We start from the raw sequence: 23592 nt of genomic DNA, 5'->3' as shown, positions 1-23592 counted from the left end.
CTAAAAAGCGACCAATGGTCGCTTTTTTGTTTTCTACAGCGAATTTTCCAGAGACTGTGACAGGGACACTTGTTATTGGTTAGACTGCCCCCAATATTAATTGCATAGAGGATGCCCAAGGTGACGGGCAGACCCGGCATATCAGGAACCAATATGACTGCAGCAATTCAAACTCCCGATTGGGCGCCCGGCACAGGATTCCCTTCCCTGACCATCTCTCCACTGACCCATTTGGGTCTGATCCGCATCAGTGGCGAGCAAAGCAAACAGTTTATTCAGGGACAGGTGACATCTGATGTTTATAACCAGCAGACCAATGAATGGCTCTGGGGGGCTCACTGTGATCCAAAAGGTAAGATGCTGGCCAGCTTCCGCACTCTGTTTATGGAGCAAGACCTGCTGATGTTGATGCCGCGCAGCGCCCTGGGTGTCGACCTGCCTCAGCTGCAGAAATATGCAGTATTCAATAAAGTTGAACTGACAGACGCCAGTGAATCTTTGGCCATTGTGGGTATTGCCGGTGAACAGGCGACGGCTTTTATTGCTCAGCACCTGGGGGAAGCCACTGACCCAGTCACTCAACTGGGTGACAAGCTGATCATCAAAGATGGTGAGCGTTTTATGATTATCCTGCCTGCTGCGCAGATGGGTGAGCTGTTGGCACTGAGCCCGGAAGCGGTTTATGACCAGAGCGCCTGGCAGCAACTGGAGATTCTGGCCGGTTACCCAAATCTGCCAGCACAGCACGCCAACCAGTACGTGCCTCAGATGTGTAATCTGCAGGGAGTAAATGGTATCAGCTTCAACAAGGGCTGCTATATGGGCCAGGAAACCGTGGCTCGTATGAAGTACCGTGGCGGCAATAAGCGTGCACTGTACATCGTTTGTGGAGAAGTGAATGAGTTGGTGACAGTTGAAAGCCAGTTGGAGATTCAACTGGAAGATGGCAGTTTTCGCCGCGGTGGCAACGTGATTGAAGCGGTCCAGACTGGCAATCAGGTATTGCTGAGCGCTGTGTTACCCAATGATACCCAGCTGAATACCAAGCTGCGTTTAAGCGGAGATGACGCCAGCGAACTGAGCTTGCTGCCACTGCCCTACTCGCTGGAAGATGAGGCCTGATGCACTGCAGCGGCAGAACTGAGTCAATCAGTTACCGACTATGAAAAAGAGCGGCATCAGCCGCTCTTTTTACTTTCCAGGTTCAGCAATCGCATGAGATCATGCTTCCAGATAGCTGGCACGAATGCGCTCTGCTTCCGGCAATGCCGCCTCGAAGTGCTCCACCAGCTCAGGATCAAAGTGGGTACCGCTTTGCTCTTTAAGCATCTCCATAGCCTGCTGTGGCGTCCAGGCTGTTTTGTAAGGGCGAACGGACGTCAATGCATCAAATACGTCGGCAATCGCCACCAGACGCCCCTCCAGCGGAATAGCTTCCCCGGCCAACCCGTTGGGATAGCCGCTGCCATCCCATTTCTCATGGTGGGTCAGGGCAATGGTTCTGGCCATGGTCAGCAAAGGATCGCCATGCTCACCGATAATCTCGGCGCCAATCACCGCGTGCTCACGCATGATCAGCCACTCCTCATCATCCAGCTTGCCCGGCTTTTTCAGCACAGCATCCGGCGTGCCGATTTTACCAATATCATGCATAGGTGCAGCATTGTAGAGAAGTTCACAAAAAGCCTCTGGCAGGCCCGCCTGTTTGGCCAGCAACCTGGCGTAATGGCTCATGCGTACCACATGCAAGCCGGTTTCATTATCCTTGTATTCGGCTGCACGTCCCAGTCGGCGAATAATCTCAAAACGGGTCCTTTCCAGCTCAGCGGTACGCTCTTTCACCTGCTGCTCCAGCAAACGTTTTTGGTCATACAGCGCCAGCTGGGTTTTCACCCTCGCCTGCACCAGAGGGGCACTGACAGGCTTGGTGATATAGTCCACCGCCCCCAGTTCAAAGCCCTTGGTTTCGTCAGTGACTTCCGACAGTGCGGTCACAAATATCACGGGAATGTGTGACGTCATGGGATCTTGCTTTAACTGCTCACACACCTCATAACCACTCATACCCGGCATCATCACATCCAACAGTATGATGTCCGGCGGTGATTTGCGGGCAATAGCCAGTGCGCGGGGACCGTCGATAGCCACCTTGAGGGCGTAACTGTCCCCCAGAATTCCCACAAGAATATCTATATTGGCAGGAGTATCGTCCACTACCAGGACGCTTGCCTTGTTCATGCATAGCCTCAGCATTAATTATCTGGAGGTCGGCGCTCCACACTGCGTCGACAAAATATCATCCAGCAGGCTTATCGCTTCGTCGAAACGATAAGCCTCCACCATAGAGAACAGGGGCTGGAGCTGTTGCCAGCGTCCCCCTTCCAGTCTGGGTTTCAGGCCTGTCAGCTGTGCAACTGCTGCGGCGTCTCCCTCTTCGAGTTGTGTACGAATCTCCGTCAGCGCTTGTTCCAGCTCTGCGGAAGAGATCTTATTTAACGTCTGTGTGTCATTATTGGCTGGAGACCAGATATCGATCGCCACGCAAAGGCTCTCAACCAAAGCCGCGCACTCTTCCAACAAGGAGGCTTCACACACTTGCTGACTGAGTTGCTCTTCAAGCACTTTAGCCACCTCAATCAAGGCCTGGCTTTCCAGATTGCCAGCGACCCCTTTGAGGGTGTGAGCCAAACGGGTTGCTGTGACCCAATCGGCCCTGGACACGGCATCACTGATCTCGCGGGCAACCTGGCGTTGCCCGGCGACAAATCGCTGCAAAATACGGCTGTACAAACGACTGGATTGCTGCACCAAAGCCAGGCCGGTATCAACATCCAGTGAAGGATGCTCAGGCCAGGCAGAAGCAGAAACCTTAGGCGCTTCATCCAAAGTCAGATGGCGCAACATTGTCTGGTACAGCAGGGAAACCTGAATAGGCTTGGCGATATGATCATCCATACCGGCAGCCAAACACTCCTCTCGGTCGCCAGCCATGGCATTGGCAGTCATGGCGATAATCGGCAGATTACGATACTTCTCCTGCTTACGAATGGCAGCGGTTGCCTGATAACCATCCATTACCGGCATCTGGCAGTCCATCAGCACCAGATCGAAACTGTTCTGCGCAAGTTTATCCAATGCGATACGGCCATTGCCTGCCAGCGAGACTATCATCCCTGCCTGTTCCAGAAATTCACAGGCCACTTCCTGATTCATCTCATTGTCTTCAACCACCAACACCCGCTTACCGGACAGCTCGGCGATCATACCGATATCCATTGGCTGGGCCATACGTCTTACCGGCAAGGTGCCGCCCTCACCCACGACAGAGACAATGGCATCAAGCAGGCGTGAAGGACTCACAGGTTTACTGATAAAGCCAGCCAGTCCCAACTTCTCCAATTTGGCAACAAACACCTCATTGGCATGGGCCGTCACCATCAGGATTTCGGGCGCGTTTGCGATCTGCTGCAGCGAGGCTGCGGTCTCCAGACCATCCATCTCCGGCATTTTCCAATCCAGCAGCGCCAGTCGGTAATCGTGCTCCTGAGCAAGGCGCAAAGCATCACGACCACTGCGGGCCGTGGTCACTTCAAAGCCCATACTCTGCAACGAGGTGCGCATGATATCCCGGGCAGTATCGTTATCATCCACTACAAGTACAGACATGCCTTCCAACTCAGTTTGCGGCATCACAGGCTGAGGCTGGGTCAATATCAATGGAATACTGAAGAAGAATGTGGAACCGTGCCCCAACTGGCTTTGCACATCTATGTTGCCGCCCATCAACTCCACCAGCTGCTTACAGATTGCCAATCCCAGCCCTGTACCACCGTACTTGCGGGTGGTGGAGCTGTCGGCCTGACTGAATGACTGGAACAATCGACTCCGCTGCTCTTCGCTCAGGCCAATACCTGAATCCCGTACGCTGAAGTTCAGCCATACCTGCTCTTCGTCCTTTTGCTGCACAGAGATAGACAGCAATACCTCGCCCCGCTCAGTAAACTTAAGCGCATTGTTCATCAGGTTAACCAGTACCTGCCTCAGGCGCATGGCATCGCCATCCAGGTATCTGGGCACATCCTGCGCCACGGCGAAAAGCAGCTCCAACTGCTTGCGGGCCGCGGGTTCAGCAAACATATCGCAGAGATCTTCCAACATGGTGTCCAGCTGGAATGGCAACACCTCGATATCCAGCTTACCGGCTTCAATTTTGGAGAAGTCCAGAATGTCATTGATGATGCCAAGCAGTGATTCTGAGCTGCGCTGAATCTTCTCTACATAGTTGCGCTGCCTGTCATCCAGTTGCGTCGCCAGTGCCAGCTGCGCCATGCCAATAACGGCGTTCATGGGCGTACGGATCTCATGGGACATATTGGCCAGAAAATCACTCTTGGCGCGATTGGCGGCATCCGCCTCATCCTTCGCCAGTTGGAGCTGGCTGGACAGGGCCTTCTCTCGGGTGATGTCGGTCATGCTGATCACATTGGATATCAGACTGCCATCGGGATTTCTCAGGGTTGTCACAGACATATCCATCCAGTACAACTGACCATCGGGATTCACAAAACGGCGCTCCACTCTATGGTTCTTGCAGCCCGTGGTCTGGAACATATGGAACATCTTGCGGGACTCTTCCCTGTCCTCTGGGTGCACCAGATCCCGGTAGAAACTGCCAATCAGCGCACTGCGACTCATGGCCATGTAACTGCTGAACTGCTCGTTGCAGTCAATCACTGTGCCTTTGGGGTCCACGTTGACGATACCAATACCAGCTGCATCAAAAAGCGCCTGGAAATGCACCTTACTACGCGCCAGCGAGTCGGCAATCCGCTTACGTTCGGTAATATCTGTCAGATAGCCATGCCATAGCAGGCTGCCATCATCGCGACGCTGTCCCTTGGCCCCCATTTCCAGCCAGCGCATACCGCCGGCAGGATGCCGGTACTCCAGTTGACGCTGCCACTGCAAGCCACCTTCCGCTCTGCCTTCCAGTGCACGCTTCAATCGAATCTGTTCACGTTCACTCAATCTGGGGATCAGTGTCTGTGGTTTTTTCAGCACCTCTTCCCTGTGGATGCCCAGAGTAGTAATGGCAGCCTCAGAAACAAAGGTGAAGCCAAAGTCCTCTAAGCCCCGCCATTCCAGCTGATAAACAGTACTGGGGACAGATTCAGTGATCACTTCCAATTGATGACGTGAATGTTGTAGTTCTTCGAGCCAGCGTTGCCTGTCAGTAATATCGTTCAAACTGCCGTTGCACCAGACCGGCTCGCCGGACTCGTTGTAAACCGCCTGCCCCCGGTCCTGTACCCAGCGCACAGAGCCATCTCTGTGACGAATGCGGTACTCAAGTTCAAAATCATCCTGATGCTCCAGTGCATCTTTGAGCTGCAGCTCCAGAGCCTCAAGATCTTCAGCCAGCACCAGTGAAGACAAGGTGCGTCCACCTGTCATAAAGTCTGCGGCGTTATAGCCTGTCAGCTCCTGAATATGTTCACTGACATACTCCATGGTCCAGAGAGTATCGCTGCGGGTGCGATAAACTGCGCCGGGAATATTGGCCACCAACATCTGGAAACGCTCAGCACTGGCTTTAATTTCCTCCTGCGCCTTCTGACTTGCAGACATATCCCGAATAGACACAGCAACCTGATGCTCACAGCCTTCACCCAGGGGCAGGAGTGACAAGCACACCTCACTGCTGAACTCATCGCCATTGGCGCGGATACAGTCGAAGGTCAACACTGGATCAGTCTTACCACTCTCCTGCCACAGAGATTGAAATACTTGCTGATATTCGCAGCGGATCTTACGGGGCAGCAGCTGCAGCACACTCAGGTTAAGCATGGTTTCCTGAGTGTAACCAAACAGCTTCTGACAGCGACTGTTGCTGAATACGATTTCCAGTTGGGCATCCATCACCAGCATGGCTTCAGGAGCGACTTCCAGAATAGAGGATGCGCGGCGGGCCAGAGAAAACTGCTCGGTGACATCGTGGAACAACACCTCCACCGACAGCAGCATGCCGTGCTCATCCAGCAAAGGCTGCATAAAACAATCAAGGCGGCGCAAATGACCCGCCTCATGGATAAGTTCAACCTGATGAGGCGGCACGGACTCACCCGCCAACGCCTGCATTGTGTAATGCCAGTTTTGCTCGTTAATAGGGTTGGCTGAGAACAGACGCTGGAATTTACGCCGGAAAATCTCAGCGCTATAGCCCATCACCTTATTGACGCCATCACTGACCTGCACCATTTGGCCTTCACTGTTGAGCGAACAGTAAAAGGAGCTGGCACTCATGCCCTCAATCAGGCTGGCAAATCTATGACCGCGAGAATCCAGCAGTGCAGCTTCTCTATCATCCAGCTGTGCCGCCAGCTGGTTAAAACTCTGCCGCACTGTGATAATTTCCCGGATCCTGTCCTCCCCTTCAGGCAGTCGGTTTTGCTGTCCCAAAGTGAAACTTTCAATCCCGGATGCCAATCCCCTCAGGGGTTTGGTAATGCTGCGGGTCACCCATAAAGCCGCAGCCAACAGCAAGCCCAATACCAGCACCAGACTGGCTGCCAGTTCAGCCCACTTCTCAGCCAACAGCTGATCCAGAGTGGCGGCCGGGGTCATCAACACCAGTTTCCATCCCAGTTCAGGCACCCGGGCTACGGATGCCAGATACGCTTTGCCATCTTCGGTAATTTCTGCCGAGCCTGAACCCGCTGCCAGCCTTTGCTGCAGCTCAGCCGCAGTCTCCGAATCCGCCAGCCAGTGAGTAGAGGTATGACTGAGCAGCAGAGACTCATTGGGGTGGTAAACCAGACGACCATCATGATTGACCAACACCAATTCATCCGGTGTGAGACCCAATTGCCCGGGCAGTTTCTGCAGCGCCAGATCCACTGTCACTACGCCACTGGGATAGCCTTTCCGGCCAAAGGGATGGGAGTAAGTGATCATCAGCGCATCACCTGCCCCCTTGTCGAAATAGATAGGAGACCAACTCCCCCTGCCACTGCGGGTCGGGTCTTCCCACCAGGCCCAGCTGCCATCGGCATAGTTGTAGCCGGATTCCATCAAATCCAGCGACTTGAACCCTTCGGCAGTGCGGTAAACATAGGGGGCCAGCGAGTGGTCCCCCTGCAGGGAGCCAGGTTCAAAAGCGATAGCCGCGCCATAGAAGTCTTTATTGCGGCTCAGCCTGTCGGTGAGTAGCTGCTTAAGAGTCTGCTCTTGGTACAGCCGCTTATCGTCATCCAGAGAGTCCAGCAGATCTGCCATCCCTATACTGGATCCCTGAGCCCGTGACAGCAGGAAATCCAGGCGGGTTGCCGCACGGTTCGCTTCCTGCTCCAGCTGAGCAAACATCTGCTGTGACTGTTGCTGATACTGATACCAGGCCACAAGTCCGTAAAACACTGTAATCAATAGAATAAGGGGCGCGGCGAATATCAGAATGCGGCTCTGGAAAGAGAATGACGGGCCTTGGTTCATGGAAAGAGTTCTCTTGGAAAAGTGAAGCCTACAAACAGCAAAAAGCCGGGTAAAACCGGCTTTTAAAGAATAGAGTCGACAGTCGGGATCAGGCGGTGGCAGGCGCCCACTGCAAACGGGAGAAGTAATCCCGGGTTTCTGCCACGATAACATGTCTCAGTCCGACAATGGCGATCAGGTTGGGGATAGCCATTAATCCGTTGACTGTGTCGGCAAGCAACCAGATGAGATCCAGCTTAATGAAGGCTCCACAGGCAATCAAGCCAAGAAACACCAACTGATACACTTTGCGACCACGGTCACCGGTCAGATAGGACCAGCAACGTTCGCCATAATAATGCCAGCCCAGAATCGTAGTAAAGGCAAAGCACACTAGGGCAACTGTCACCATATACTGACCAATCAATGCATTACCGCCAGTAGCAAAGGCGGCACTGGTCATGGCGGCACCAGCCGCATCACCATTCCATACCCCTGTCATAATCAACACCAGGCCTGTCATGGTGCAGATAATAATGGTGTCGAAAAAGGTCCCGGTCATACTGACCAGCCCCTGCTCGGCAGGTTCATTGGTCCTGGCTGCTGCAGCGGCAATCGGCGCACTGCCCAGGCCGGATTCGTTGGAGAACACACCGCGGGCAATACCAATCTGCAACGCCATAGCCACGGTCGCCCCCAGGAAACCACCGGTTGCGGCAGTTGGATTAAAAGCGGAGTGAATTACCAGCTGCAGCGCAGGCATCACCTGTTCGGCGTGACTGCCAAGGATCCATAAACAGGCAAGCAAATAACCAATGGCCATGGTTGGCACCAGCTTTTGTGCCACAGAGGCAATACGGGTTACCCCGCCCAATACCACGGCCGCCACCAGCACAGTCAGCACAGTAGCGGTCACCCAGCCTGGAACATGAAATGCGATGGTCATGGCATCACTGATGGCATTGACCTGAGCAAAGGTGCCTATACCGAAGAAAGCCACACCCACACCAAACAAAGCAAACAGTTTAGCCATCCAGCCCAGTCCCAGACCACGCTCGATGTAATACATAGGGCCACCGGCGATATTGCCGTGCTTATCCGTGGTGCGGTACTTCACCGCCAGCAGACATTCGGCGTACTTGGTCGCCATGCCGAAAAAGGCGGCCAGCCACATCCAGAACAGCGCACCCGGGCCACCTACTTTAATCGCGGTGGCGACCCCCACAATATTACCTGTACCAATAGTGGCGGACAGGGCAGTACACAAGGCGGCAAACGGAGACAGATCGCCTTTACCTTCGCCCGGCTTAAACAGCAGACCCAGCGCCATAGGCAAGCGAAACAGCTGAATCAATTTCAGCCGAAAAGTAAGGTAGGCACCGGTTCCCACAAGCAAAATGAGTGTGGCAGGTCCCCAGACTATGCTGTTGATATCAGCAACTAACTGATGAAAATCCATGGTAATCCTCAAAATTAAACTGCAAATTTAGAGGAGGAAAAGAAATGGCTGAAAGCGCCTAATAGCGAAAAGACGGAATAAAACCGGCAGGCAACAGGGCAAAGCAGTCATCCTCTCCTCTGTCCTTTTGCCTGAGCGTTTCACCGGATGATTCATCTCATCCAGGCTTGCGCCTTCGGCGCCGACTGACCACAGGGGCTGTCGGTCTCTCCAGAGGCTCGTCCAGTAACAGTCCACGCAAGTCTGACTCCAAGGAGTTCAGCCTGGCACCTGAAAGAGTGCTTTCCCGGCAAACCAAATTGCACATTTAGGGGAAAGTTGCCTCGTCGGTGTGGGGGCGATTCCCCACTCTCCTGCTACCTTCATCCGAACGGATTGCCCCGACTTAAATCGGGGCAGGTCGGCAATTCTGAAATAAATCGGAACCACAGACAGTGACACAAGTCACACTCTTGTGTTGGGGAATCAATATTTTTTAGTCAGTTAGGCTGATCTCCAACGTGAGGAATTGGGGTATTCTGATAGGGTTGAGAATATCATCAGCCTGCCACAGGGAGTCTGTAAATGGCGTCAGCAGCCCGTTTTTATCAGGTTAGTAAAGGCTTTAACGATGGTTCGGAATATCACTCTGTGCTTGATGGCGTGGACCTTACCCTTGAGCAGGGTGACACCATAGCCCTGACCGGCCCCAGCGGCAGTGGTAAAAGTACCCTGCTGAATTTAATGGCAGGCTTTGAAATCGCTGACAGTGGCGAAATCGAGCTGGGCACAGAATCGACTAAACACTGGAAAGACAACAAATGGAGTGAGTTTCGCCGCAGCCAACTTGGCGTTATTTTCCAGCAGTTCAACCTGCTCACCCCATTAAACGTCAAAGACAATATCGCCTTCCCACTGCATTTAATCGGACAGGACTGGTCTCCCTGGTGTCAGCATCTTATCGATAAACTGGGCCTGAGCGGACTGGAGCATCGCAGTGTCGAGCAGCTTTCCGGTGGTCAACAGCAAAGGGTCGCGGTAGCCCGAGCGCTGGCCCATAAACCCATGCTGCTACTGGCAGATGAGCCCACAGGTAACCTGGATCAAAGCTCAGGTCTGCAGGTAATGTCACTGCTGAGCGAGCTGGCGTCTGAAGCTGGCAGCACAGTGCTCATGGTGACCCATTCCAGTGAGTGCGCCGCTTTTATGCAACGTCACTGGCAGTTGAAACAGGGCAAAATCCTGGAGGTAAGCTCAGTCCAGTCGAAGGAGGCCTGATATGTCCTCTGCACTGAACAGCACAATGGCAAGCTTACGGGTTTTTGCCGCCCATTACCGTCACAAGCCCCTTCAGGCTGGCGCGATTCTATTGGGCATAGTACTGGCCGTCACCCTGCTGACCGGCGTCAAATCCACCAACGAAAATGCAGTACGCAGCTACAGTCAGGCCACTGAGTTGCTCAGTCGTCAGGCCACAGCTTACATTCTTCCACCGGGAACAACCGGCACCTTAAATCAAACACAATACTTTAAGCTGCGTCAGGCTGGTCTGCCTGTACTGGCTGTAATTGATGGCCATGTAATGGATGACAAAGGTCGCCGCTGGCATATCACGGGCAGCGATATTATTGCTGCCACCGCACTGGCTTCCGGCCATCAAACAGAATCAAATTCAGAAGAGTACCCTATGGTTCCCATGGGTCGCCTGCTCAGTGCAGCCCCCGTGGCCATGCTGAGCCAGAATCTGGTAGACAGAATTAAGGTGGTTGATGGCAGCGCCAGCCTGAACCTTGCCAACACTCAGGTAACACTGATTCCCCTGCCCGACAGTGCCGCCCTGGGTAATAACGTATTGATGGATATCAGCTTTGCCCAGAAACTACTTGGCAGGCAGGGCCGTCTGTCCTACATAGCTTTAATGACAGAAGATGAGTCGCAGCTGGCACTGGCAAGATCCCTGTTAATCGACAACAACACCCTCAGGTTAGGCGATCAGGGCGAGGCCCTCACAGAGCTGACCGCCAGTTTTCACCTTAACCTGCAGGCCATGGCGATGCTGGCCTTTGTGGTGGGTCTGTTTATCGCCTACAACGGTATTCGTTACAGTCTGATGAAGCGCCAACGTTTGATGCTGAAACTGCTGCAAGCTGGCATCACCCGAAAGGCTCTAATGTCGGCACTGCTGCTGGAGCTGATTATTCTGGTGCATCTGGGTTCCGCCATTGGCTTTGTACTTGGACTGCAACTCAGCCAGTGGTTGCAACCTATGGTCGCCATGACGCTTGAACAGCTTTATGGTGCCCAGATTCTGCCCGGACACTGGCAGTTGGCCTGGCTAATGGAAGCTATCGCCCTGACATTGGCAGCAGCCCTGCTGGCCTGTGTACCACTTTATAAGGCGCTGACTAACCAGAGCCTGGCCAGAGCCGGAATGCAGTACAGTCAAAATTTAATCCACTACCGCAGCCATCGTCTGCAGTTCCTGTTGGCCTGTGGGCTGATCGCCCTGGCTGCCGCTCTTATTCCCGTCAGCAGCGAGTACCAATACAGCCTGGCACTGCTTGGACTGCTGACCCTGGCCTTTCCATTACTGCTGCCACAACTCATGTTATGGCTCACTTCAGCTCTGGAAAAAATAGCGCCCAAAGGCAGCTGGCACTATCTGGTGGCCGAAACCCGGGAACTGACTGCGCCGCTGGCACTGGCCATGATGGCACTGCTGCTGGCACTCAGCGCCAATGTATCCATGAACACTTTGGTCGGGAGCTTTGAGCAAACCCTCAAGACCTGGATGGATAATCGACTGCATACCGATCTTTATATCCGCCCCAACCCGACCGATGCCGATCGCATTGAAACCTGGCTGCGCGGGACTGAAGGGGTGGACCCGGTCGCCATTCAATGGGAGGCCTACTCTTATATCAGGCCTGATATCACGGACGAGGCCGACCGCCACAGAGTAATGCTTTTATCCCGTGATGATGCCGCCATGCTGGAAACCGTCTCATTGAAAGACTCAGCATCGAATACAGAGCAGGCAGACTTCTGGCCCGACTTTTTTGCCGGTGAAAGCCTGATGCTGAGTGAACCTCTGGCGCTGCGCCACAACATAAAGGTGGGAGACAGATTACTGCTGGAAGCTACGGAAACCCCATATCCTCAGGGATTGCCAGTGGGTGCCATCTATTACGACTATGGCAAACCCATAGGTGAAGTGATGATCAGCGAGAAGCTCTGGCACCAGTCAGGCATGCCCGGCAGCAATCGTAACTTTGCTGTGGGCTGGCAAGGCGATACCGATGAGCTGCAAACCATGCTGAAAGATCAGGGTGTGTCCCCCGCCATGATGTACAGCCAGAGTAAAATCAAGAAAGAAGCAATCAAGATGTTCAAACGCACCTTCTCTATCACTGTGGTGCTCAACAGCCTGACCCTGCTGGTCGCCGCCATCGGTCTGTTCAGCGCCAGTATGATGCTGATGCAGAGTCGTCAGGCGCCACTGGCCCGGCTCTATGCTCTTGGGGTCTCCCGCCCCCGTCTGTTTGCCATGGTCAGTATTCAAATGCTGTTGATGGTGTTTATTACCGCTCTGCTGTCTCTGCCCACCGGCGTTGTACTGGGTTGGTTGCTTATCCACAAAGTCACCTTACAGGCATTTGGCTGGAGCATTGCCATGGTGTGGGATTGGTGGGCTTATCTGCAGGTGGTGCTGCTGGCGCTTGTCGCCTGTGCCCTGGCGGTGTTTATTCCACTGATTCAACAGACCCGTCGTCCTCTGATAAGCAGCCTGCAACAGGAGGTGCTCTGATGCAGACAGTGTTTATTCCTCTCGATCCAAATACGCAACAAACCCGTCGCCCCCTGATAAGCAGCCTGCAACAGGAGGTGCTCTGATGTTTAAGCCGTTTTGCCAACTAATAGGTGTTGCTTTGGCAACCCTGATACTAAGTGCCTGTGAGCCCGTCCCATCAATGGAAAAGTCTCAGGGCATGGGTAAGTTAATGGGCTCAGATCAGGCCGATATTGAACGTTATGCCAGGGTGCTGCCCCAAACTCGCCTGACGTTCCCCGAAGATCACAAAGCCCATGAAGACTTCCGTCAGGAGTGGTGGTATCTGACGGCCAATCTGGAAACTCTGGAAGGAGAGCCCATGGGGCTGCAATGGACACAGTTCCGCATTGCCCTTAACCCAGAGTCAGCACTCTCCGAACAAGTGAAGGATAACAGCTGGGCCACAGGTCAGCTGTATATGGCCCACAGTGCAGTAACCACAGCAACCGAACACCTGGCTGCCGAACGTTGGTCCCGCGGTAACCCTGAACTTGCAGGTGTTGATACTTCGCCCCTGCGTATCTATCTGGATAACTGGCAGTGGCAGAGTCGCAGCAAAGACCTGTTCCCTGCGATATTGGAGGGCGGTGATGCCGACTTCAGCTACCGCCTTAAACTTGGCAGCCGTGCACCGTATCAATTGCAGGGCAAGCAAGGATTCAGTCTCAAAAGCGCCGATGGTGCCGTGGCATCCCACTACTACACCCAACCTTTTATCCATATCAAAGGTGAAGTCACTGTGCATGGAGAAGTACATCAGGTCCGTGGCGATGGTTGGCTGGACAGAGAATGGAGCTCTCAGTTCCTTACCGGTAATCAGCAGGGGTGGGATTGGTTTGCCCTGCGTATTGGTGAACACAAGGGCCAGGAAACTGCACTTATGCTGTTTCAACTCAGGGGGGGCGGAGACCTGTCCTCAAATTCCGGCGCCAACCATTTCTTTTCCGGCCGTCTGATGTATGAAGACGGCAGTGGCCGCAGTCTCAGTTCGGATGAAATTCAGATTCATGCATTGGAAACCCACAATACCAAGGGAAAGAACATCCCGGTGAAGTGGCGTTTACAGGTTCCCGTTGAGCAGATAGACCTGACAGTTTCCGCCCTGAACCCGGACGCCCTGATGCCCCTGACCATTCAATACTGGGAAGGACCAATCAGCATAAAAGGTTCCCATCAGGGACAGGGCTATATGGAATTAACCGGTTATTAAACGCCAAACCTTTCAGATTTTGTGTTCTAAACTTAGGATGGAATTTACCCCTGTACCTTAAGTTTCGGAGCAAACACTGAATGCCAGAGTTAAAAATCAACTCCACCTATGGCGTGATTGTGATCAAAAACCTGAAACCCGTCTATGTTGACGACAGTTATGCGCAAATTTTTGGGTATGCCTCAGCACAGGAGTTGCTGGACGGTATAGATACCTTCTTTGATCTTATCCCTGAGGAATATCATCAGGATGTCAGGGATAACTATTACCAACAGTCCAGTGGCCGAATGGTGCCCCGGGGGCGAACATTCAAAAACATCGACCGTTATGGTCGCATCTTTACCGTGTTGTCAGTTGATCACGTCATTGAGTGGGAGGGGGAACCGGCACTGCAGGTCACTATTCTGGATCTCTCCTTTCTTGAGGATGCCCATATCCAATTAACCGAGAACAAAGAAAAGTATAAGCAGCTGGTGACCACGTCCGGCCAGGGCATCATCATTCATAAAGACTTTAAACCCCTGATGGTCAACCAGGCCTGGGTCGACCTGATGGAAGCTCCCTCTATCAGCTATGTACTTGAGCAGGCCAACCTGATGGACTTTATTCCGGAGAAAGAACGACAGCAGGTCAGGCAAAGATATCAGGATGTGATTAGCGAGAAGGTTCAGGGTTCCCACAACATAGTGGAGAATGTCAGCTTTGACGGTACAAAACGCTACTTCAATATCTACGACAATCGAATTGAGTGGGATGGTGAGCCTGCCATCCAGGCGGTCATTGAGGATGTGACCGAGAAGGTTGAGCTGGAGCAGGAGCTTAAACGTCTGTCTGTCACAGATGCCTTAACTCAGGTAGCCAACCGCCACCGACTGGACCAATTGCTGAAAGAGGAAGCCGACCGTTTCCAAAGATATCACCAGCCCTTTTCCGTCATTCTTATCGACCTCGACCACTTCAAATCGATCAATGACAACTGGGGACACCATGTGGGGGATAAAACCCTGATTCAGGTGGCCAAAGCGATGACGGATACCATCAGAAAACCGGATAATCTGGGGCGCTGGGGGGGCGAAGAGTTTTTGATCATCTGCCCCAACACTGAACTGGAAGGCGCAATGCAACTGGCAGAGAAAATCAGACTGGCCATTGCCTCACAGGAGATCGACAAACAGTTTCAGGTGACCGCCAGTCTGGGCGTGGCAACCATAGGCGGGGAGAGTATCAGCCAGCTGCTAATGCGCGCAGATAAGGCTCTCTATGAAGCCAAGTCATCCGGACGCAACAAGGTTGCCGCCAGCCAATAACCCCAGCGCGTCTGCCACGATAAATCAGGATTACCCGCTTTTGCCTGCTCAGTTTCAGTAGATTCTGCGCCGCCCCTGTGCGAATGTTGAACAGCAGGCGGACAAATGTCCTTATTCCCCTCCATAAGCCTGCGTAAACTGGCGATGCTCGTCTGAAACAAGCCCTTACAGAGACCCTATTATGGACATAGCAACCTGGTTTGATATCAACAACACTTTGGTGAATATTCCCATCGGCGGCGGTTATGCCCTGTCTTGGGTTGAAGCCTTCGGCACCCTGGCAGGCCTTTTATGCATCTGGTTCGCCAGTCAGGAAAAAACCATTAACTACCTGTTTGGTCTGATTAATGTGACTCTGTTTGCCATCATCTTCTATCAGATCCAGCTCTATGGCCTGCTGATGTTGCAGCTATTCTTCTTTGCCGCCAATGTGTACGGCTGGTACGCCTGGACCCGGCCACAGCAGGAAACCGGGGAATTACTCAAGGTTCGCTGGCTGTCCACAACTAAACTCGGAGTGACTGCGGTTATCGCCGTCGCCGCTATTCTCTGGCTGACTCCGAATATCTACCCTGTATTTAAGGCGCTGGCTCAGGCTGCTGTCGACGGCATCAATATGTTGGGGGGGAATCTCAGTATGCCGCAGATAGAACCCAATGCCTTCCCCTTCCTGGACTCTGTCGTCACAGTGCTTTCTGTCGTTGCCCAGATCCTGATGACCCGCAAGTACGTCGAGAACTGGTTCCTGTGGGTGCTGATAAACATTATCAGCGTGGGAATTTATGCAGCGCAGGGCGTCTACGCCATGTCGATTCAATACTGCATCCTGCTGTTTATCGCCGCCAATGGTGCACGCCAGTGGATGAATACAGCTAAATCCAACGACTCACACCCTGCCGGAGCCAAAGCATGACAGCTCAACCCCATATTTGCCTGACTCCGGAACAGGTATCCGAGCGCGTGGTGCTTTGCGGTGAACCAGCCCGGGTAGACCGTATTGCAGCCCTGCTGGATAACCCCAGATTACTGGCAGACAACCGCGAATTTCGCTCCATGTCCGGCACTTTTCAGGGCGTGCCTGTTACTGTGTGCTCCACAGGTATTGGCGCTCCTTCAGCTATTATCGCACTGGAGGAGCTGCGCCTGTGTGGTGCCACTCATTTTGTGCGGGTAGGCAGTGCCGGCGCATTGCAGCCAGATATTGAGCTGGGTGAGCTGATTCTGGTTGAAGGCGCCGTCAGAGATGACGGTGGCAGTGCCGCCCATGCGCCACAGGCCTACCCGGCACTGGCCAACCGACAGTTAAGCAACGCAATGGAGAGTTTCCTCAGCAGTCAGCCTGTCAAATATCACTCAGGTCTGGTGCGTTCCCATGACAGCTTCTATCGCGATGATGAGATGCAGATCTGCGAGTACTGGCATAAGCTCGGCGTGCTGGGGGCGGATATGGAAACCGCTGCACTGATGACAGTGGGACGTATCAGGGGATTGCGTATTGGCGCGGTTCTGAATAACGTAGTGCGCTATGGAAATGACGTACAGGCCGGGATCAGTGACTATGTGAACGCCGATGACGCCCTGATGCAGGGTGAGCAACTGGCCATTCGCTGCGCCCTGTACGCCCTGTCAGACTGCCAATAGCCCACAGCCGAACTCAGTTACTCCAAATAATGCAACTAGCCCCCTATGCCAAAGGCCGCTTCGCCGGCCATCTGGATCAGCAACAGAATGCCTTTCGAGAGGCTCTGCTCAACTGTGATCATCAACTGCTGAATATGGAGCAGGGGCAACATCTGCTCACCCAGGGCGAGGCGCAGGATGCACTCTACCTTGTACCGGAAGGCAAGGTATCCATGCATATCAGCGCCATCAATGGCCGCCGTTTCCAACTGGGAGAAGTCAACTGTCACTGGCACCTCTACGGTGAAATGGAATTTTTTACCGGTACCGTCTGCCAATGGAGCGTCGTGGCTGAAGCCAGGATGCAGATCAGGCAAATCTGCCTCAAATCAGTGCAGCAACTACTGCTGAAACAGCCTGAGTTCTCCCTGTTTTTCGCCAGTGCATTGGCGTGGGACTATCAAGACTCCCTCGATATCTACACCAACCGCCTGTTGCATACCATCAGTTACAACATCGCCTGGGATCTGCTGCACCGGCCTCAAACCCAGGCCAATCTTCACGGCTTTGGCAAGATGGATCAGGAAGCTGAGCGCTTCGGCACCACCAGCCGGGTATTTCGCCGCGCCGTAAGGGAATTAATAGACAAAGGCCTGGTGGAAAAACAGGGAGCATCGCTGAAGATCCTGGACTTCGACAGGCTAAAACAGTTTGTTGATCAGGGATAACCCCCTGGGCTTGCCATTTTAAAGGCTTAGCGGTTAATTTGAGGGCAGCTTTGTACTCAAAGGAATGATGATGAAACGCCCAGCCCTGACTTTTCTCAGTAGCGCACTCCTGCTGCTGACAGCATGCAACTCCACTCCACCGTCCCCAGATCTCTCATCGGCAGCCGTCCAGTGTCAGCAGGATCTGGCGTTTCTTCCCGGTTTTTTGCTGACTAATGATACAGGCGCGACGGAGCATCTTGCCCAAAAGGGTCAGCTTCACTTTGATACCGCCATGTCGACAGCACTCACTCAGGCCGAAACTATCGGGCAGTTGCAGGAATGCCACCCTATCATCAAGACCTATTTGAAAGCCTGGCGTAAGGGGCATCTGGGACTGAGTATCTTGATTGAGCCGTTGCCAACACCGGAGCCGGAGCCCGAAAATAAGCCTGAAGGCAAAGACGCCGCTGCCACAGAGTTCAGCTATTCGCCGCAACTTGAGCCCCTGTCAAAGGAAACCCTGCTGCTCACAGTTCCCACTTTCAACTGGCAATACGCAGACGAACTCAAGCAACTGCTTGTCACTGAAAGTGAAACCTTGAAGGCAACCCCGAATTGGATACTGGACGTCAGAAGGAACGGCGGCGGCAGCGACTCAACATATCGCCCCCTGCTGGATCTGATTCTCACCGACCAATATATAGTGACCGGCGCTGAGTTTCTGGCCACACCGGACAATGCCAAAGCTCAACAGGCGATCTGCGCCAAAATGGGAAATGACCCGGACTGTGTTGCCTTTGTGACGCCTCTGGTCGAGGCGATGGCCGGGGTTGAGCCGGGAAGCTATGTATTACCTCAGGGCGCAACAGCGACCAGCTACCGGACACCGGAAAACCCGGGATACAGCCCGGATAGAGTGGTGGTGCTGATTGATGAAGAGTGCGGCAGCTCCTGTGAACAGTTCCTGCTCGCCGTTCGCCAGGGCATGAATGTGAAACTGGCGGGACGCAGCAGTTATGGCGCGCTGGATTACTCCAACATGAGAGCCAAGTTGCTGCCATCCGGTGCCTTTGAACTCTACTATGCCACCAGCCGCAGTATGCGACTCCCCCACCAGCCGGTAGATATCACAGGCATTATTCCGGATATCTATCTGGCCCCCGCAGAGGGTGAAGACGCTGCCCGTAACGAAGTGCTCATGATGCAGCGCTGGCTGGAAACAGGCTCATTCGAGAGGGAGTGAGCCGACACTATCTCAACTTCATCATATCCACAAAGGCTTCCACCAAAGGCGAAGCATCTATGGGTTGGTAGATAAGACAGAGGTTGGCCTCCAACCTCTCTTCCAGCCGGATAAAGTGAATGTTCTCCCATTGATGACGGGCGAAACTGGAGGGCACGATAGTGATAGTCTGACAGCTGGAGACATAGGCCATCAGGGTATTGGGCTCAATAAACTCATTGGCAATGTCCGGCACAAAGCCCTGCTTGCGACACTGACTTAAAAACAGCTCTGTAGAGGCCGAATTGCGGCGGCTCATAAAGCTAAACCTGTCGCGCTTAAGCTCAGACAAAGACACCTGTTTGCGGTCGCTGAAGGGGTGCTCCCCCGAGACAGCTACCATAAACTCCTCCGCCGTCACCATATCTGCCGCAAAAGGGTAAAGGTTACGGGTATCAGGCTGACGACACAGGCCGACATCGATCTTGCCATCCTTCAGTGCCAGCTTCTGCTCTTCCGGTGACAGCTCCACCAGCTCCACCTCGTATTGGGGGTAACGCTTATGGAACTGACTCAACATGCCACCAAACCCCGCCCAGAACGCCGAACTCACCAGCCCGATACGCAATACTTCTTTGTGGATCCGCCCCAGCTTTTGTACCTCACTCAGGGAGCGCTCCAGGGTGTTGAAGATCAGCTCACACTCAAGCTTCAACAGTTTACCTGCGGCAGTCAGGCGCACATTGCGGGAGTCCCGGTCAAACAGCTGTACCGTTAACAATGATTCCAGCTCGCGGATCTGACTGCTCAGTGGCGATACTGTGATGTTCAGATTGGCCGCGGCCTTACCAAAATGCTCGGTACAGGCCAGCTGATAGAAGTAGCGCAGCATCTTTAATGAGATGCGTTCACTCAGTAAGGGTTCCATGGAAGGCTGGTGTTGTGATCTTGTCTGCAAACTTGCGCAATAGTAAGGAGTTATGAAACAACAATAAATAGCGTCACTTCTCAAAATTCCGTTATTCAACCACAGCAAATTGCCAAAACGCGGCCCTTGTCAGACAAACTCTGTGACACCCGTAATTAAGCAACCACTTTCGCCCAATTAATCACCGCACCATGCTGAAAAACAGCATGAACTGCAGGAATTTCAAAACACAAAAACCAGCCCCATCCGCTACCCTTGCGCCCAATTTCCGGCCCTCATCCTGGCCTGACCATAACCGCTTCCCTACAGCGCTTCCTCGATAAAGGAAAAGTAAGATGCACGATCCAGTAATCAATGCACTGCAAACCATCCATCAATACAAACCCGGCTTTGCCCCGAAAGCAGGCTTTATCCTGGGTTCAGGCCTGGGCGTTATCGCCGACGAACTGGAAGACAAGGTTGTCATTCCTTACGAAGAGCTGGATGGCTTCCCGGTATCAACCGTTCAGGGCCACAGCGGTGAGCTGGTACTGGGTACCATGAAGGGTGTGGAAGTGGTGTGCATGAAAGGCCGTGGTCACTACTACGAACACCAGAGCATGAAGGTAATGACCAACCCTGTGCGTACCTTCAAGAAGCTGGGTTGTGAATTTATGCTGGTGACCAACGCAGCTGGCTCTCTGCGTCCTGAGCGCATTGATGTGGGCTCTCTGGTGGTATTCAACGATCATATCAACACCATGCCTGAGTCACCTATGACAGGCGCCAACGATGAAGAGTACGGCCCACGTTTCTTCAGCCTGGCCAACGCCTATGACAAAGAGCTGCGTGAACAAGCCCATGAAGCGGCCAAAGCCGCAGGTATCCACCTGAACGAAGGTGTATTTGTCTCCTATACAGGTCCTAACTTCGAGACCCCTGCCGAGATCCGCATGATGCAGATTATCGGTGGTGACGTTGTAGGCATGTCTGTTGTGCCTGAAGTGATCTCAGCGGCCCATTGTGGTCTGAAAGTGCTGGCGATTTGTGCAATCACCAATATGGCGGAAGGCCTGGGTGATGTGGAGTTGTCCCACGACCAGACACTCAAGTGCGCCAAGCTGGCTGAAGCCGACTTTATCAAACTGATCAAGGCCTTTATGGCCAAGCACTTCGCCTAAGGAGCCGTTATGTTTGCTATGGGTTTTTTGGGCATTGCAGCCCTGATGCTGATTGGCGTGCTGGCCTCCACCAACCGCGGCGCCATTAACTATAAAACTGTGGGTCTGGCATTCGGCCTGCAGGTCGCCATCGGTGCTCTGGTGCTGTACGTACCTTTCGGTATGCAGGCGCTGGAGTCCATGTCTCACGGCGTGCACGCAGTGCTGGACAGTGGTAAAGCCGGTATCCGCTTCCTGTTTGGTAACCTGGTGAACTTCTCTGTTGAAGGCATCGGCTTCGTATTCGCGCTGAACGTGCTGCCACTGGTGGTGTTCTTCTCTGCGCTGATCGCCGTACTTTATTACCTGGGTGTGATGCAGTTTGTTATCCGCACAATCGGTGGCGCCATGGCCAAGCTGCTGGGCACCTCTCAGGCAGAATCCATGTCTGCGGTGGCCAACGTATTTGTGGGCCAGAGTGAAGCACCTTTGGTGGTTAAGCCCTATATGCCGAAGATGAGCGACTCTGAGTTCTTCGCCATCATGTGTGGTGGTATGGCGTCGGTATCCGGTACTGTACTGGCGGGTTACGCCATGATGGGCGTGGATATGAAGTTCCTGCTGGCCGCTTCCTTTATGGCGGCACCGGGTGGCCTGCTGTTTGCCAAGCTGATCCTGCCGGAAACCAAGGAAGCCACTTACACCATCGACAAGAACACCAGCTTTGCCGAGAAGCGTCCTGAGAACCTGCTGGCAGCAGCCGGTGAAGGCGCCATGAGCGGTCTGAAGCTGGCCGGTGCTATCGGTGCTATGCTGATCGCCATGATTGGTTTGGTGACTCTGGTGAACCTGATCCTGGGCAATGCCGGTGATATCTTTGGTATCAAGCTGTCGCTGGAGATCATCCTGGGTTACATCTTCGCCCCACTGGCCTTCCTGCTGGGCGTACCTATGGCTGATGTAATGATTGCCGGTTCGCTGATCGGTAAGAAGATCGTGGTTAACGAGTTTGTGGCCTACTCAGATCTGGCGCCATACCTGAAAGACGCTGATGCAGTTACCGCTGCCGGTCTGCAGGCGCTGCAGGAGAAGTCCAAGGTGATTATCAGCTTCGCCCTGTGTGGTTTTGCCAACATCGCTTCCATGGGGATTCTGATTGGTGGTCTGGGCACCCTGTGTCCTTCCCGTACTGACTTTATCGCCAAGTATGGTGTGCGTACCCTGATCGCCGCCAGCTGCTCTAACCTGATGAGCGCAGCTATCGCAGGTATCTTTGTGTCTCTGTAACAGAAACACAAACAGTAAGGGCGCCTCGGCGCCCTTTTTATTTAAGCCTGTGCAGAGGCTGCAACCAATACTTTCTGCTTTGCCGGTTTACGCAGCTCGCGCCACACCAATACCGCCACTATGCTGCTCAGCAGCAAGTTAGAGATTGGCATCGCCAGCCACACCCCGTTGACTCCCATCACATCCGGCAGCCACAACAGAAAAGGGATCTGCACCAACATGTTGCCCATAGATGTCATCATGGCTTTGCCCGGCTGGTTCACCGACATAAAGAACACAGATGCCATGGCAATAAAACCATCCAGCGCCATGGCAAACAGGTGCAGTTTAAAGCCTGTGGCCGCCTGTGCTGCAATAGCAGGCTCTCCCTGACTGAACAGGCCGATAAAGAAGTCCGGGAACAGGTTCAGCAGCGCAGTCCAGGTCAGGCCCGACAATATGATCACACTGGCGGCTATCTTCACCACCTTGGCGATATAGGCCTGCTGCCCGGCACCATGGTAGAAACTGGCCTGTGGCTGCATCCCTTCGGCAACACCCTGCGCCAGCAGGTAATACAGGGACATCAGATAACCGACAATGGCAAACGCGCCAATAGTGACCGAATCCCCATGCTGCATAAACAGGTAGTTATGGATAGCCACTACAAAGCTGGAGTAAAGGAACATCACCAGACAGGAGCTTCCCAGTACCACACTGCGCCCGGCAATACGCATATCCAGATGTATCTGTCTCAGGCTGAGTTTAAGACCTGTGTGACAACTGAAGAAGTACCCCAGCCCCAGCAGGGTAATCATTCCCTGGGCGATCACTGTGGCAATAGCTGCCCCTTCCAACCCCATGGCCAACACGCCCACAAACAGGTAATCCAGCACTATATTGCCTATGGCGCCCACCAGCAGCAGGCCGGTAGCCAGATTGGGGCTGTCATCGTTACGTATGAGCATAGGCAGTGCATTGGCTGCCACGGTAATCACGCCGGCAACAGCAAACACATCTATATATCTGGCGCCCTGCTCATAGGTCGCACCTACGGCATCCTGCCAGTCCAGTGTCGTATGCCCCAGCAGTGCCAGAATAAGACAGCCCAATCCCCCAAGAATCAGCATCAGGAAAAAACTGCTGCTCAGCGCCACTCTGGCCCGGCCTGTATCCCCTTCACCGCGGAACATGGAGATCATACTGCCGGCTCCCATGCCGATCAGCACCCCCAGCGCACTGAGCACATACACCACAGGCCAGGCCATATTGATACCCGCCAAACCGCTGGGGCCGACATACTGCCCCACGAAAATGCCGTCGATAATGATGTAAAGGCCGCTGACCAACATGGCCACCACAGATGGCAGGGTATAACGCCAGAAAGTACGGCGGATCTGGCTGTCGGTTTGAGGCTGATTGGAAATGGTTTGGTCTGGACTCAGGTGCATAA

Annotated in this window: 16 protein-coding genes and 2 riboswitches; of the genes, 11 read left to right on the top strand and 5 right to left on the bottom strand. The window is 53.6% G+C overall.

The window, feature by feature from the left end:
• The first annotated feature begins 153 nt into the window (after positions 1-153).
• Entirely contained in the window at positions 154-1122 is a 969-nt protein-coding gene (gene ygfZ / locus ACFOE0_RS18760; RefSeq protein ID WP_248934129.1) for a tRNA-modifying protein YgfZ, read from the top strand.
• Between the two features lie 99 nt (positions 1123-1221).
• Here ygfZ and ACFOE0_RS18755 read toward each other — a convergent pair whose 3' ends face one another.
• The 3 genes from ACFOE0_RS18755 to ACFOE0_RS18745 all read right to left on the bottom strand — a co-directional run bounded on the left by ACFOE0_RS18755 (position 1222) and on the right by ACFOE0_RS18745 (position 8926).
• Complete coding sequence (locus ACFOE0_RS18755; RefSeq protein WP_248934128.1) at positions 1222-2238, bottom strand: response regulator; 1017 nt, start codon at positions 2236-2238, stop codon at positions 1222-1224.
• An 18-nt stretch (positions 2239-2256) separates the two neighbouring features.
• Positions 2257-7488, bottom strand: coding sequence for a PAS domain S-box protein (locus ACFOE0_RS18750; RefSeq protein WP_248934127.1), 5232 nt, complete (start codon positions 7486-7488; stop codon positions 2257-2259).
• Positions 7489-7576: 88 nt separating this feature from the next.
• Positions 7577-8926 carry an alanine/glycine:cation symporter family protein gene (locus tag ACFOE0_RS18745; protein WP_248934126.1) on the bottom strand — a complete coding sequence of 450 codons (1350 nt, stop codon included), beginning with the start codon at positions 8924-8926 and terminating at the stop codon, positions 7577-7579.
• Positions 8927-9035: 109 nt separating this feature from the next.
• Positions 9036-9150, bottom strand: a riboswitch (glycine riboswitch).
• A gap of 25 nt (positions 9151-9175) precedes the next feature.
• Positions 9176-9292, bottom strand: a riboswitch (glycine riboswitch).
• A 198-nt stretch (positions 9293-9490) separates the two neighbouring features.
• Between ACFOE0_RS18745 and ACFOE0_RS18740 the strand changes: the two genes are divergently transcribed.
• The 8 genes from ACFOE0_RS18740 to ACFOE0_RS18705 all read left to right on the top strand — a co-directional run bounded on the left by ACFOE0_RS18740 (position 9491) and on the right by ACFOE0_RS18705 (position 18827).
• Complete coding sequence (locus tag ACFOE0_RS18740) at positions 9491-10183, top strand: ABC transporter ATP-binding protein (RefSeq protein WP_248934125.1); 693 nt, start codon at positions 9491-9493, stop codon at positions 10181-10183.
• Between the two features lies 1 nt (position 10184).
• Positions 10185-12713: an ABC transporter permease gene (locus ACFOE0_RS18735; RefSeq protein ID WP_248934124.1), complete on the top strand. Its 2529-nt coding sequence runs from the start codon at positions 10185-10187 to the stop codon at positions 12711-12713.
• A gap of 85 nt (positions 12714-12798) precedes the next feature.
• A complete protein-coding gene (locus tag ACFOE0_RS18730; protein WP_248934123.1) occupies positions 12799-13947 on the top strand; it encodes a lipocalin-like domain-containing protein in 1149 nt (382 codons plus the stop codon).
• Between the two features lie 80 nt (positions 13948-14027).
• Positions 14028-15254, top strand: a complete 1227-nt coding sequence (locus ACFOE0_RS18725; RefSeq protein WP_248934122.1) for a sensor domain-containing diguanylate cyclase — start codon at positions 14028-14030, stop codon at positions 15252-15254.
• A gap of 181 nt (positions 15255-15435) precedes the next feature.
• On the top strand, positions 15436-16167 hold the full coding sequence (gene pnuC / locus ACFOE0_RS18720; RefSeq protein WP_248934121.1) for a nicotinamide riboside transporter PnuC: 732 nt from the start codon (positions 15436-15438) through the stop codon (positions 16165-16167).
• The gene (locus tag ACFOE0_RS18715; RefSeq protein ID WP_248934120.1) at positions 16164-16895 is read left to right on the top strand and encodes a nucleoside phosphorylase; all 732 of its coding nucleotides are present in this window, start codon (positions 16164-16166) and stop codon (positions 16893-16895) included. The genes pnuC and ACFOE0_RS18715 overlap by 4 nt, the downstream gene beginning before the upstream one ends.
• Positions 16896-16924: 29 nt before the next feature.
• Positions 16925-17602 carry a Crp/Fnr family transcriptional regulator gene (locus ACFOE0_RS18710; protein ID WP_248934119.1) on the top strand — a complete coding sequence of 226 codons (678 nt, stop codon included), beginning with the start codon at positions 16925-16927 and terminating at the stop codon, positions 17600-17602.
• Between the two features lie 70 nt (positions 17603-17672).
• Entirely contained in the window at positions 17673-18827 is a 1155-nt protein-coding gene (locus tag ACFOE0_RS18705; protein ID WP_248934118.1) for a S41 family peptidase, read from the top strand.
• 7 nt (positions 18828-18834) lie between these two features.
• Here ACFOE0_RS18705 and ACFOE0_RS18700 read toward each other — a convergent pair whose 3' ends face one another.
• On the bottom strand, positions 18835-19734 hold the full coding sequence (locus tag ACFOE0_RS18700) for a LysR substrate-binding domain-containing protein (protein WP_248934117.1): 900 nt from the start codon (positions 19732-19734) through the stop codon (positions 18835-18837).
• Positions 19735-20069: 335 nt separating this feature from the next.
• Here ACFOE0_RS18700 and xapA point away from each other — a divergent pair, with 335 nt between their 5' ends.
• Positions 20070-20894 carry a xanthosine phosphorylase gene (gene xapA / locus ACFOE0_RS18695; RefSeq protein ID WP_248934116.1) on the top strand — a complete coding sequence of 275 codons (825 nt, stop codon included), beginning with the start codon at positions 20070-20072 and terminating at the stop codon, positions 20892-20894.
• 9 nt (positions 20895-20903) lie between these two features.
• Positions 20904-22160 (top strand): NupC/NupG family nucleoside CNT transporter, encoded by a 1257-nt coding sequence (locus ACFOE0_RS18690; RefSeq protein WP_248934115.1) that lies wholly within the window; start codon positions 20904-20906, stop codon positions 22158-22160.
• Positions 22161-22201: 41 nt separating this feature from the next.
• Here ACFOE0_RS18690 and ACFOE0_RS18685 read toward each other — a convergent pair whose 3' ends face one another.
• Positions 22202-23590, bottom strand: a complete 1389-nt coding sequence (locus ACFOE0_RS18685) for an MATE family efflux transporter (RefSeq protein WP_248934114.1) — start codon at positions 23588-23590, stop codon at positions 22202-22204.
• Positions 23591-23592 lie beyond the last annotated feature (2 nt).

The organism is Shewanella submarina (genome assembly GCF_042646185.1).
Taxonomy (GTDB): domain Bacteria; phylum Pseudomonadota; class Gammaproteobacteria; order Enterobacterales; family Shewanellaceae; genus Shewanella; species Shewanella corallii.
This window is presented reverse-complemented; position numbering and strand designations above follow the sequence as displayed.

What these genes read in the sequence shown, in the direction of transcription:
- ygfZ (WP_248934129.1), top strand. Translation starts at nt 154, where the DNA reads ATGACTGCAGCAATTCAAACTCCCGATTGGGCGCCCGGCACAGGATTC.
- ACFOE0_RS18755 (WP_248934128.1), bottom strand. Translation starts at nt 2,238, where the DNA reads ATGAACAAGGCAAGCGTCCTGGTAGTGGACGATACTCCTGCCAATATA.
- ACFOE0_RS18750 (WP_248934127.1), bottom strand. Translation starts at nt 7,488, where the DNA reads ATGAACCAAGGCCCGTCATTCTCTTTCCAGAGCCGCATTCTGATATTC.
- ACFOE0_RS18745 (WP_248934126.1), bottom strand. Translation starts at nt 8,926, where the DNA reads ATGGATTTTCATCAGTTAGTTGCTGATATCAACAGCATAGTCTGGGGA.
- ACFOE0_RS18740 (WP_248934125.1), top strand. Translation starts at nt 9,491, where the DNA reads ATGGCGTCAGCAGCCCGTTTTTATCAGGTTAGTAAAGGCTTTAACGAT.
- ACFOE0_RS18735 (WP_248934124.1), top strand. Translation starts at nt 10,185, where the DNA reads ATGTCCTCTGCACTGAACAGCACAATGGCAAGCTTACGGGTTTTTGCC.
- ACFOE0_RS18730 (WP_248934123.1), top strand. Translation starts at nt 12,799, where the DNA reads ATGTTTAAGCCGTTTTGCCAACTAATAGGTGTTGCTTTGGCAACCCTG.
- ACFOE0_RS18725 (WP_248934122.1), top strand. Translation starts at nt 14,028, where the DNA reads ATGCCAGAGTTAAAAATCAACTCCACCTATGGCGTGATTGTGATCAAA.
- pnuC (WP_248934121.1), top strand. Translation starts at nt 15,436, where the DNA reads ATGGACATAGCAACCTGGTTTGATATCAACAACACTTTGGTGAATATT.
- ACFOE0_RS18715 (WP_248934120.1), top strand. Translation starts at nt 16,164, where the DNA reads ATGACAGCTCAACCCCATATTTGCCTGACTCCGGAACAGGTATCCGAG.
- ACFOE0_RS18710 (WP_248934119.1), top strand. Translation starts at nt 16,925, where the DNA reads ATGCAACTAGCCCCCTATGCCAAAGGCCGCTTCGCCGGCCATCTGGAT.
- ACFOE0_RS18705 (WP_248934118.1), top strand. Translation starts at nt 17,673, where the DNA reads ATGAAACGCCCAGCCCTGACTTTTCTCAGTAGCGCACTCCTGCTGCTG.
- ACFOE0_RS18700 (WP_248934117.1), bottom strand. Translation starts at nt 19,734, where the DNA reads ATGGAACCCTTACTGAGTGAACGCATCTCATTAAAGATGCTGCGCTAC.
- xapA (WP_248934116.1), top strand. Translation starts at nt 20,070, where the DNA reads ATGCACGATCCAGTAATCAATGCACTGCAAACCATCCATCAATACAAA.
- ACFOE0_RS18690 (WP_248934115.1), top strand. Translation starts at nt 20,904, where the DNA reads ATGTTTGCTATGGGTTTTTTGGGCATTGCAGCCCTGATGCTGATTGGC.
- ACFOE0_RS18685 (WP_248934114.1), bottom strand. Translation starts at nt 23,590, where the DNA reads ATGCACCTGAGTCCAGACCAAACCATTTCCAATCAGCCTCAAACCGAC.